Source organism: Gluconobacter aidae, assembly GCF_009547075.1.
Taxonomy (GTDB): domain Bacteria; phylum Pseudomonadota; class Alphaproteobacteria; order Acetobacterales; family Acetobacteraceae; genus Gluconobacter; species Gluconobacter aidae.
In genome coordinates, this window is sequence record NZ_WIPH01000052.1 from 1 (window position 1) to 10,619 (window position 10,619).

Annotated in this window: 10 protein-coding genes and 1 pseudogene; 9 read left to right on the forward strand and 2 right to left on the reverse strand. The window is 53.6% G+C overall.

Annotation, left to right across the window (positions count from 1 at the left end):
* From GFJ39_RS14330 to GFJ39_RS12855, 4 genes and pseudogenes are all read left to right on the forward strand, one after another.
* Positions 1 to 349 (forward strand): annotated as a pseudogene (locus GFJ39_RS14330) (MFS transporter); the annotation flags it as partial.
* A gap of 1,552 nt (positions 350 to 1,901) precedes the next feature.
* The gene (locus GFJ39_RS12845; RefSeq protein ID WP_153431746.1) at positions 1,902 to 2,504 is read left to right on the forward strand and encodes a YybH family protein; all 603 of its coding nucleotides are present in this window, start codon (positions 1,902 to 1,904) and stop codon (positions 2,502 to 2,504) included.
* Positions 2,505 to 2,707: 203 nt separating this feature from the next.
* Positions 2,708 to 3,685 carry an NAD-dependent epimerase/dehydratase family protein gene (locus tag GFJ39_RS12850; protein WP_153431748.1) on the forward strand — a complete coding sequence of 326 codons (978 nt, stop codon included), beginning with the start codon at positions 2,708 to 2,710 and terminating at the stop codon, positions 3,683 to 3,685.
* Between the two features lie 75 nt (positions 3,686 to 3,760).
* Positions 3,761 to 4,708: a GlxA family transcriptional regulator gene (locus GFJ39_RS12855; RefSeq protein ID WP_153431750.1), complete on the forward strand. Its 948-nt coding sequence runs from the start codon at positions 3,761 to 3,763 to the stop codon at positions 4,706 to 4,708.
* Positions 4,709 to 4,728: 20 nt separating this feature from the next.
* On the opposite strand, the gene GFJ39_RS12860 is transcribed toward GFJ39_RS12855, so the two are convergent.
* Positions 4,729 to 5,304, reverse strand: coding sequence for a TetR/AcrR family transcriptional regulator (locus GFJ39_RS12860; protein WP_153431751.1), 576 nt, complete (start codon positions 5,302 to 5,304; stop codon positions 4,729 to 4,731).
* Positions 5,305 to 5,380: 76 nt separating this feature from the next.
* Here GFJ39_RS12860 and GFJ39_RS12865 point away from each other — a divergent pair, with 76 nt between their 5' ends.
* Positions 5,381 to 6,757, forward strand: coding sequence for a carotenoid oxygenase family protein (locus tag GFJ39_RS12865; RefSeq protein ID WP_153431753.1), 1,377 nt, complete (start codon positions 5,381 to 5,383; stop codon positions 6,755 to 6,757).
* A 44-nt stretch (positions 6,758 to 6,801) separates the two neighbouring features.
* On the opposite strand, the gene GFJ39_RS12870 is transcribed toward GFJ39_RS12865, so the two are convergent.
* On the reverse strand, positions 6,802 to 7,617 hold the full coding sequence (locus tag GFJ39_RS12870) for a DJ-1/PfpI family protein (protein WP_153431755.1): 816 nt from the start codon (positions 7,615 to 7,617) through the stop codon (positions 6,802 to 6,804).
* A 244-nt stretch (positions 7,618 to 7,861) separates the two neighbouring features.
* Here GFJ39_RS12870 and GFJ39_RS12875 point away from each other — a divergent pair, with 244 nt between their 5' ends.
* From GFJ39_RS12875 to GFJ39_RS12890, 4 genes are all read left to right on the forward strand, one after another.
* A complete protein-coding gene (locus tag GFJ39_RS12875; RefSeq protein WP_153431757.1) occupies positions 7,862 to 8,608 on the forward strand; it encodes an SDR family oxidoreductase in 747 nt (248 codons plus the stop codon).
* Positions 8,586 to 9,137 carry a YybH family protein gene (locus GFJ39_RS12880; RefSeq protein ID WP_153431759.1) on the forward strand — a complete coding sequence of 184 codons (552 nt, stop codon included), beginning with the start codon at positions 8,586 to 8,588 and terminating at the stop codon, positions 9,135 to 9,137. Before GFJ39_RS12875 ends, GFJ39_RS12880 begins: the two co-directional genes overlap by 23 nt.
* Positions 9,138 to 9,407: 270 nt before the next feature.
* Entirely contained in the window at positions 9,408 to 9,902 is a 495-nt protein-coding gene (locus GFJ39_RS12885) for a GNAT family N-acetyltransferase (protein ID WP_233736081.1), read from the forward strand.
* A gap of 388 nt (positions 9,903 to 10,290) precedes the next feature.
* The coding region (locus GFJ39_RS12890; protein ID WP_153431762.1) for a hypothetical protein at positions 10,291 to 10,619 on the forward strand (329 nt) is incomplete at its 3' end.

A 10,619-nucleotide genomic window follows, 5' to 3' on the forward strand; every position in this document is an offset into this window, starting at 1 on the left:
TACCGGCGGAAGCTTATTAGCTGCTTTTGGAATGCTCCTAATTACAGTCGTACCTATATGGCAGCTCACTCTATTTGGTTACGCCCTTGTAGGAGCAGGATGTTCCAATGTTGTTCCAATCCTTTACTCAGCAGTGGGACGACAGCGTTATATGCCCGAACACCTTGCTGTCTCCGCCATCACAACCCTTGGATACTCAGGGATTCTGGCCGGTCCTGCCGTTCTCGGGTTCAACGCTCAGATCACTGACCTGTCACTTACACTTGCCATTGTGGGAGGTCTTTTGGCTGTCGTTTCTGTTATGGGAATGCTGATCCCTGCGACACTGCTGCAAAACAGGTCGTCTTAGTTCTCCGCCCGAAATCCAAATGATTCAGTCCGATCTTCATGACGATATGTCTCATTCCAAAAATTCAGGTTGAGATCGCCAAGCGTAAATTTGGCCATTTTTGATTGTCAGATCATCGTCGTGAAAAAGGTGTTTCCTTGCAAGTCTTGACGGTCCGCATCTGAACGTCGTCTCCGCGGTCTTGGTGGACCATCTATATCCAATCTTGCAATGTCTGCTTTGCAAACAGGAGCACAGAGATTTTGTACGCCCGGTATGAGGCGCAAACGGTCAGGCGGCTAATATCCTATTGTGTGCCGTCCCATCGTTAGATCGCCCCCTCCAGGAAAACGCTTCTTCGCCCAGATGATGCTATTGTTTGCTTTGAGGCGTACTTGTGCACCACAAAGCACCTTTATAGAGATGCGGGACGGGGCAAGCCGTCGAGGAATTCGGTAAAGGCTGTGGTTTGCCAAGACGGCGAAGAATCCCGGGCATTTCCGCATCAATTACGGCGAGCGGATTACCGTCGCCATAATGCGTTGCGCTCCGGAAACGTATCCTTGCTCGGTAGGTTGCGGAGTCTTGGCTAAGGACCGTGATCCAGTATCCATAGGGCGCGTCTGTAGTCGGTTCAGCTATGACGATGCCGCCCGCCATGGGACCGTGTTCGATGACACGGATCTCCTGATTGTTGTTACTACCAACCGTTTGCGCAAACAGGGATTGGAACCGATCCTCTCTGCGGTCGTAGGCTAGCACCTGCGTCATTATCCAATGGCTGCCATTGACACCATGTGGACCAGAGCTCTCCACAAGCAAACGTTTCCCAAGGGGCAGAGAGAGGATTGCGATGCGATCCACGTTCCGCGTGGTCGCCCACGCCGGGTCGTCTCCGGGGCGGGTGGGTGACGTATTCAGCAGAACACTTTCACAGCTCGGATGCTCGCTCTTCTGAAGGCACAGTGTAATAACGCCTGGAATAGAAGGCTCGAGGCCGCTTGGGTCTGGGGTCGGTGCCCCTCGCGTCGCCATTAGCATCCAGGGAGATCGGGTCGCAAAGGAGCCGCTCAGATCGAGCTTTGGAAGCATAGTTGCTTCATCTGCTCGAGCGGCAGTTGCGACAATCGAATATGACAAGAGGGTGGCGAGAATAACAGCAATGCGCATTCGAAGTACTCTGCCATTAATTAACATCAGCTATAATAAAACGAGGTTGGCTTGTTGACAAAGTATGTCTGCTTGTCGCGCGCTGATCACCTGCAAGATATGTCTGATTTGAGGCGTATCTCGCCTGTCCGCTTCATATTCCTTGAGCGGCTAGGCTATAGGGACAGAGAGGTTTTGCGCGAAACGGAGAAATAGCTGAGATCCTGTTCGAGTGTTTCGTGCTTGCGCTGGACATCACTGGCTTCCTCAGCAGCCCGCTGAATACAAAATCAGCCTCCTATTTCCGATTAAGTGTTTAAATATCCTTCTGGTCGATATGACCTTTTATGAGGGTAATCCGTCCTTTGAGACGTAGTGACAAAAATCTACAATGAGCCACGGTCTTCATCACCGAGATACTTAATTGCAAGCAATTGAAGATCTTGCCGGTAGAAAGTCAACTCTGAACTGCCCTGAGATAACCATCGCAATGAAAAATCGAATCATCATGATCGTAAAAGCATTTTCGATGATCGGGATTTGCCTCCCGTTGGTCGCAGCAAGCATAACCAAGAGCGTAGCCGAAGACGTCATGCCAATCGATGTGACGGCCATTCAGGCGCTCGAGAATCGTCTTATCAAAGCCAACCATGAAAAAGACGTTGCAGCCGTCATGCGACTTTACGAACCCAACACGAATGTGGTGATTTTCGATGTCGTTCCTCCTCGCCAATATCTCAGTAGAGTAGCCTGGGAGAAAAATGTCGCAGGCTATTTTGCATCCTTCGATGGGCCAGCCAACCTCGAAATTGCAAATCTGAATATCACAGTGAGTGGAGATCTGGCTTACGGTTACATGATCCAGCATTTTTCCGGCAAACAGAAAGGTGGCGGCAATGTGGATCTATCCGCGCGGGTCACAGACGTATATCGCAAAATCGCTGGTCGTTGGTTTATTGTGCATGAGCATGTCTCGGTACCGGTGAATATTGAAACCGGGATGGCCGATCTGCACTCCAAGCCATGAACCTAGGTGAGGCAGACAATCGTGACGGTTAATCGTGCTATGAAAATCAGCTGATATCCTGAGCATCGTTATTGCACATGCGCCAAAAAATGCTGCGTAATATTTTGCAGTGTTCGCAACGCAACGTGCACCAGGTCCGATGGAAATATTTGTGACGGTGCCATAATTCCCACTCCCGGCGCCTAGATGAAGGGTGAACCGCCATGAAGATTCTCGTTACAGGCGGCACGGGATTCCTGGGCAGCCGCCTGCTCCCAAAGCTCGTGCAGGCCGGGCATGAGGTATTCGCCCTGACGCGCTCACAAGGATCGCATCTTGCGCTGCGTGCATTGGGCGCTTTGCCGGTGGACGCCGACCTGGATAGCGCGAAGCCTCTCGCGTTGCCAACGATCGATGCGGTCGTCCATGCGGCCGCCATGTTTCGGTTTTCCGGTCCTCGTGAGCCTTATTTTCGGACCAATGTAGACGGCACTGTCACGTTACTCGCGGCGTCTGAGAAAGCGGGGGCGAAATGCTTCATTTTCATGAGCGCCGCCGGGATTGTTATGGATGAAGCAGGGCATCCCACAAATGAGGTCGATGAAAGTGCCCCGACATTCCCAAACCACTTCTCCGCTTATCTCGCGAGCAAAGCCCAGGCCGAAGCGCTCGTGTTGGCGGCCGACAAGCCAGCTCTCCGTACGATCGCGCTTCGCCCTCCAGCTATCTGGGGCCCCGGAGATCCATTCAGCAACGCATTACCTCGAGCGATAAAATCCAGGCAATTCGCCTTCATCGATCGCGGCGAATATGCCTTTTCTACCTGCCACGTAGACAATGTGATTGAAGCCATCGGACTAGCTCTCAAGTCTGGAGAGGGCGGTCGGGCCTTTTTTATCGCCGACCAGGAACAGACGACGTTCCGTGCATTCATCGCGTCGCTGGCGACTGTCCAAGGACTATCGGTCGATAAGCTGCACTCCATACCCTATTGGGTCGCCACTATGATAGGTCGCGTCATGGATGCCGCCTGGAGCTTCACGCGGCAGGAGGGCGATCCTCCAATCTCGCGTTCAATGATGCGGATGATCGGTCGGGAGTTCGTCATCGATGACAGCGCGGCGCGTCGAGAACTCGGCTACGTTGGACAGATATCGCGTTCTGAGGGCCTACACGGATATGAGTCTCAAGGCGCTTCCTGATTTGAAAGGCCCTAAGCTTCGGTCGTTCAAGAAAAATATATGGCCCGAATTCTAGTTTTCCCTTAAATAAGGACCATGCATCACGTTGGCTTTTTTATCTGCCCGAATCACCGCATTCTCGATCTCGCAGGCCCACTGGGAGCATTCGAAGAGGCGAATATCCTCATTAAAAGTGGGGCCTACCGGCTGACGGTCATCTCTGAATCTGGAGGCACCGTCGTTGGCAGTTCGGGAGTGCCCATCGACACGCAACTCGGCCTCTACACGGCTTTCGACACTATTCTGTTCATTGGTGGAGAGATCGGGGCATTCCAAGACCCCGGCACCATCGCTGCTGCAAAGGACCTTGCGGCGCGAACCGTCCGCGTCGCAAGTGTCTGCACCGGCGCATTCCTCCTTGCAGAAACTGGACTGCTCGACGGCCGTCGAGCAACAACCCACTGGCGTCTCGCACCAGAATTGCAACAGCGCTATCCCCAAATAAGGGTCGATGCGGACCGTATCTTCATCTCGGACCACAATGTATGGACTTCCGCAGGGATTTCCGCAGGGATCGATCTGGCACTGGCCCTCATCGAAACCGACCACGGTATCGCAATCGCACGTGACGTGGCACGTGAACTTGTCGTCCCCTATCGGCGCTCTGGCGGCCAGTCACAGTTCTCGGCCATGTCCCAGATGGAACCGGAATCGGACCGTATCCGCATGGCGCTGGCATTCGCACGCGACCACCTGGTCGAGCCGCTTCCGATCGAACGTCTGGCCGAAGCGGCCCGGTTAAGCGTCCGCCAGTTCGGGCGCGCTTTTCGTGGTCAGACGGGCGAGACACCGGCCAGAGCGGTCGAACGTCTGCGCGTAGAAGCTGCCTGTGCCCGCCTGCAAAGCGGGTCGGAGCCAATTGAGCAGATTGCAAAATCCGTGGGTTTTTCCGATCCGGAGCGCATGCGCCGCGCGTTCGTCAAACTCCACGGCCACCCGCCGCAGGCAATCCGACGGGCGGGTCGTCAGGACAGCACTTTGTGAATGATGCCGAGGGCATGATCTCAAAAAGAGAGGACGCCCATCAGTGCCTCCGTCGGATCATGAATAAACCCGTCGGCCTTCAGCATGACCAGCCCATGAAGTTGCCCCCACCTGACATGGGCCGATATAAGCGAGGACTCTGGATTTGAAGCTGTGACGCGCTCCAGAAGCGGCTGAAAACTTGAGGTCGCAGCACGTTTGAGGGCGCTATCGGATCCAGCTCCTGGAACCAGTCCCGATGCGAACATCAGGCGGTAAAGCTCCACATTTTTTTCCCCAAAAGCAAGGTAGGCAATTGCCATCCTTTTTAGCGCAGTCACGTCATCTCCATTCGACGCGGCTTCGAGAAGCATTTCGGTGAAGCGCACAAATCCCTCCGTCGCGACAGCGGCAAGAAGGTCTTCACGATTGCTGAAATGGCGATAGGACGCTGACTGAGCCACGCCAGCCCTGCGCGCCAGCGATGCCATGGAAAGACCCTGCGCCCCATGAGTGGCGATTTCCATCAGGGCGGCATCAAGCAATTCCTTCCGCAGATCACCATGATGATAGGTTTTGCGAGAACCGGAGGTTTTTGCGTCTACGATTTGCTTCATGTGATGACATATAACATTTAAGTTGACATCGGATCAATGAATGACGATGTGATGATCTATCACATGGGACGTTGTCATGACTCTGATTCCGAAATTCCAAGCTCCCACGCCTTCTGGGGCGTCCTATCTCGCCAATAATTTCAAACCGATCGAGGCTGAAACGACCGCTTTCGATCTGGAAGTAATCGGCCATATTCCTGAAGCCCTGAACGGCCGCCTGCTACGTATCGGTCCCAACCCCGCCAGTGTTCCAGACCCTGCGCAATATCACTGGTTTTCAGGATCAGGCATGGCGCATGGCTTATGTCTGCGGGAGGGAAGGGCAGAGTGGTATCGCAGCCGTTATGTCAGGGATGCGTCCGTGGTTGCCGCTCTGAAATTGCCTCCGCTCGGAGGGCCTGGCGTCGGTCGGCGCGATGGCAGCGTGAACACGAATTTTACCAGTGTTGGAGGAAAACTTTATGCTGTTGTCGAGGCGGGCAGCCTTCCAGTCGAGTTGAACTACGAGTTGGAAAGTCTCGCGCGTGCGGATTTCAACGGGACTCTTGAAGCCGGCTTCACCGGCCATCCGAAGTTCGATCCCATAACCGGCGAACAGCACGCTCTCACCTATGAACCCGGACAGTCGGTTCGCTATATTTCGCTCGATCAGAACGGATATGCCACAACGAAAGCGCGGATCGATCTGCCCCATATTCCACTGATCCATGATATGGCATTTACCGCGTCGTTCATCGTCATCCCCGATCTGCCTGTCACGTTTCAGCCCGAACATGCGAAGGCGAAATTCCCCTGGCTCTGGGATGAGCGACGGGATGCGCGGATTGGACTGCTTCCCCGCAACGGAGACGTCACGAACATTCAGTGGTTTGAAGCCCCACGCTGCTTTGTTTTCCATTTCGTGAATGCCTATGACGATGGCGACCTGACCATCATAGATCTCGTGCGTCATCCCCGGATGTTTGAACGCGATCGCAATGGCCCAAACGAAGGCTCCCCCACGCTCGTCCGCTGGACGCTAGACCGACGCTCCAGGCGCTTGAGCGAGACGCTTCTTGACGATCACGGAACTGAGTTTCCACGGATCAATGCCCGGTTCGGCGGTAAGTCCTATCGCTTCGGCTATACAGCCCACTGGGGGGGGGACGTGCGCTTTGGGCCGGCCATGAAACACGACATGCTACGAGGAAGTACGGAAATCCATCATTACGGACCCGACCGCATGACGCTGGAGCCTATCTTTGTGCGCAAGCCAGAAGCACTTGCCGAAGATGAAGGCTGGATCATGTCTTATGTGTATGATGCGGCCCGAAATCTGAGTGATGTCGTTATTCTGGATGCTCAGGATTTTACTGGGGAGCCTGTCGCTACGATACGCCTGCCCGTCCGGGTGCCGTTTGGCTTTCACGGAGAATGGATCGCCGACAACACTCTGCCATCTCATTCGGCCTGAACCAGATACGCACCATTTTCTGGTGCGTATCTGGTCTCTACAGACTAAAGAACCGGACGCATCAGGCCGTTCTGAGAGCCCGGCAGTTTCTTATAAACCACGTCACGAATTGCCGGAGGAGCCTCTGCAGGATTGCCAGCATGAAAAGGTGGCTGCGGATCATACTGCACAAGAAGCTGCACTTCCTGAGCGGCCTGCGCTCCACGAAGTTCAGCAGCGATCGCTAGGCCAAAATCAATACCGGCCGTCACCCCGCCGCCGCTCATGAAGCGTCCGTCCTTCACAATACGCGCGGGGTCGGGAATGGCCCCATAGTCCTTGAGCACGTTCAAAAATGCCCAATGGCAAGCACTCCGCCGCCCCTTCAGAACACCTGAAGCTGCGAGGATAATCGAGCCCGTACAGACGGAGGTCACATATCTCGCCGTCTCAGACAGACGCCTTACATGCCCTAGAATCTCCGGCTTCATCATGGCCGAAAGATTCAGGGCGCCAGGCACGCAAATGACATCGACTTTGTCGATATCGGAAAGTTTTTCCGTCGGTCCAAAGACAACGCCTTTTTCCAAAGTAACTAGACCGCCTTCAGGACTGGCAAAACGAACATTTGTGTTAGGAATACGTGACAGGATTTCATTGGGGCCGGCAAAATCGAGAAGTGTCCCGTTGGGATAAATCGCAAACAGAAAATCGATGGGCTTTTCGGCTGTCCCCAGCACAGCCGCCCGTGCGCTTTCCGGCAGAAGGCGCGTTGCCGCCGTTGCTGCAATCGCAGAGCCTCCCATGAGCATCATGCGCCGCCGCGCGCTCCCTGTCTCGGTCAATTCTTTCGGGAAGGTTTCATCGAAAATTTCAGGCATCTCCGTCTCCTCATGTCTTCTGCCCCTCAGGGCTTGTTGCAGACGGTCTTGAGACGTAGTGCTCTGTGAGAATTTCCTAAAGGACCTATTTCCCTTGTTTTGCGCCATATGTAAGGCATTGAAACGATATGACTTAAAGAGAGGGAAATATGTCCTTTAGGTCATTATCTGTTTTGCTAGGATCAATGGGAACGGTGATCTCGTCCGGGACGCCTGTCACGTTTTTCTACTATGGGGATCTGATATGAGACTTTCGGGAAAGACTGCCCTCATCACGGGTGGTACGAGCGGTATTGGCCTTGCGACAGCAAAGCGGTTTATCGCAGAAGGGGCCCGCGTTGCTGTCACTGGTCGCGATGAAAACCGGTTCGCTGATGTGCATGCAGAACTGGGTGGAGAGGCACTGGTTCTGGCTGCCGATGTGCGGTCTGTCGACGCCATGACATCCGTTGCGGACAAGGTCCAGAAGGCATTCGGCGGGCTCGATATTCTGTTTGTGAATGCCGGTTACGTCATTCCGACCCCATTACAGTCAATTGATGAAGGTCAGTATGACGACGTCATGGATGTCAGCGTCAAAGGCGCCGTGTTGACGATGCAGGCGGCGCTCCCTGTGCTGCGTGAGGGATCATCCGTCATTCTGACGACCTCGTTCATCGACCAAACCGGCAAGCATGGGCTGTCGCTGGTTGCAGCAGCCAAAGCAGCAGTCCGGTCTTTTGCGCGAAGCTGGTCCTATGAACTGCTCAACCGCAAAATCCGTGTCAACGCGGTAGCACCTGGCGGGATCGAAACGCCGCTTCTGAACAAGATCGGTCTTTCTGAAGCCGAAGTGGAAGACTTCAAAACACAGTTCGCTGCGAGCGTTCCTCTTGGGCGCATGGGCCGGGCCGAAGAAATCGCTGCCGCCGTTCTCTACCTCGCAAGCGATGAATCCCAATACGTTGTAGGCACAGAACTGGTGGTCGATGGCGGTTGTTCGCAGCTTTGAAACACAGTGCCGATCGCTTCAACGAGCTTTTATCACCGGGATATTTGCGATGAGATTTACAAAACCGCTTTCTTCTTTTCTGGGCGCCTCGATGGCGTTCGTTCTGCAATGCGCTCCTGCCATGGCTACCAGCACGCAATCGCCGGATGCGGCTGCCGTAAAGGCTGTGACCGAGCAGTTTGCTGCCGATCTCGCCAAAGGTGATCTTGAGGCAATTTCGCGCCTCTACACTGATGACGCCAGGCTGCTGCCGCCCAACGCAGACCCAATTTCCGGCCGCGCTGCCATTCTCGCTTATTTTGAGAAGACCTTGCGACCTGATCTCGTTGGCGGTGCTACATTCTATCACTACGAGATTTATAGCGGCGAAAACACCGCAGCCAGCCTCTCCCAAATCAAGATGCTTGATACCAAAGGTCAGGTTATCGAGCGCGGCAAACAGACGATCATTTTGCTCAAGCAGGATGGAAAATGGAAGATTCATCGAGATATGTGGTCAGATAATTCTCCTGCGAATACCACTAACTGACCATTATGGAAGATCGGCAATTCGATGTAAGAGGCGGTAAACTGAGAACTCGTTGCGGTCTGTCCGCTATCCGGACGCCAGATTGTTGGACTTAATGTCCAATATGTAGGCGTAAGCAGACCTGCTGCTTACGCCTCATGTGAGACATAAACGGTAGTTCCTGTTTCCCCGAAAACGGACGGGCGGATTTTTCATAAATAGGATAACAATCGATCTGTTATCTTTCGTTTCTAGCAGTGAGTGGACGCACAGCCGACTATGAGAAAAATATTGCTGAGCAAAGTCTGTCGGAAAGATGCAGTTGACCTTATTAAAGCTAATATAGAGAGCCGTTCTTATCACGCCCCCTGGACTCACCCCTTCATAACGCGTGAAGGCTTTGATACGTGGTTCAATGAACAGATGTCAGGCGCCAATATGGGGTTTGTTGCGCGCGATTTGGATACTGGACGTATTGTAGGCATCACCCATCTCAGCCAGATTTTCATGCGTGGCTTTCAGAATGCATATCTGGGCTATTATGGAATGATAGAGTTCTCTGGACGTGGCTTGATGACCGAAGCAGTACGCCTGACGGTACAGGCTGCTTTCGATGACGTCGGACTACACCGCCTGGAAGCAAACATTCAGCCTGGGAATATGAAATCTATAGCGCTGGTTCGAAGGCTGGGGTTCCGTAATGAAGGCTTCTCACCCCGTTATCTTCGCATAAATGGGGAATGGTGTGACCATGAACGCTGGGCGTTGCTACGAGATGAATCCTGATTTCTGAGTATTGGCCTTTTTCCATTTTTCTCAGAAGGCCGATATCCCAATTCATCAGTTTAAGTCGTCTACTCACCTATCAGACGTAACAGACGGACGGCGGTCGCCCTCATGCTGGACATACTCTCTCCAAGAAGCATCTCGGCAGAGCAGACGTAGCTTGTCCGAAGTTGAGCTATGGATTTGGGCCGCTGGCGGAGTGCAGTTTAGTTCTGGTGGAACGGTTAAAATTGTCATCCCAATCGATGTCTACGAGACTTAGAAGGGTGGGTCTGCAGCATATCGCACCAAAGTTATCAGTCGAGATGGTTCAGAGTTGCTTCGACAACGACATCCATTTTTTGATGAGGTGTGCGCTATAATAGCTTTAAAGGACGAGAGAGGCGCAATGGCGGACTTAGACAAGCAGCTCAACGGGTTCGCGCCAAAGAGTGTCGCACGACACATCAAAGAAAATCCGCATATGGCCGTTTCGGTCGGCCTGTTCTTTTGTGGGGGCGTGGCCCTCTGGCAGGACATTACGCCACTTGCAGGCTCATTGTTCGGTGCTGGTGGGGCACTCCTTGGTGCCTGGATCACCGAATTGAACAAGCGTCGCGCCGATGCTGAGGACAAGGCGAACAAAGAGAAGGGTGCCGTCGCTGCGCTTGCGCCGGAACTACAACGAACCGTCGAACGAGTTCGGTACATCTTGGATCGATCGACGGCTAACTTCAG

Coding starts and splice junctions, on each gene's coding strand:
- GFJ39_RS12850 (WP_153431748.1), top strand. CDS start 2,708: ATGAAGATTCTCGTTACAGGCGGCACGGGATTCCTGGGCAGCCGCCTG.
- GFJ39_RS12860 (WP_153431751.1), bottom strand. CDS start 5,304: ATGAAGCAAATCGTAGACGCAAAAACCTCCGGTTCTCGCAAAACCTAT.
- GFJ39_RS12855 (WP_153431750.1), top strand. CDS start 3,761: ATGCATCACGTTGGCTTTTTTATCTGCCCGAATCACCGCATTCTCGAT.
- GFJ39_RS12875 (WP_153431757.1), top strand. CDS start 7,862: ATGAGACTTTCGGGAAAGACTGCCCTCATCACGGGTGGTACGAGCGGT.
- GFJ39_RS12865 (WP_153431753.1), top strand. CDS start 5,381: ATGACTCTGATTCCGAAATTCCAAGCTCCCACGCCTTCTGGGGCGTCC.
- GFJ39_RS12870 (WP_153431755.1), bottom strand. CDS start 7,617: ATGCCTGAAATTTTCGATGAAACCTTCCCGAAAGAATTGACCGAGACA.
- GFJ39_RS12880 (WP_153431759.1), top strand. CDS start 8,586: ATGGCGGTTGTTCGCAGCTTTGAAACACAGTGCCGATCGCTTCAACGA.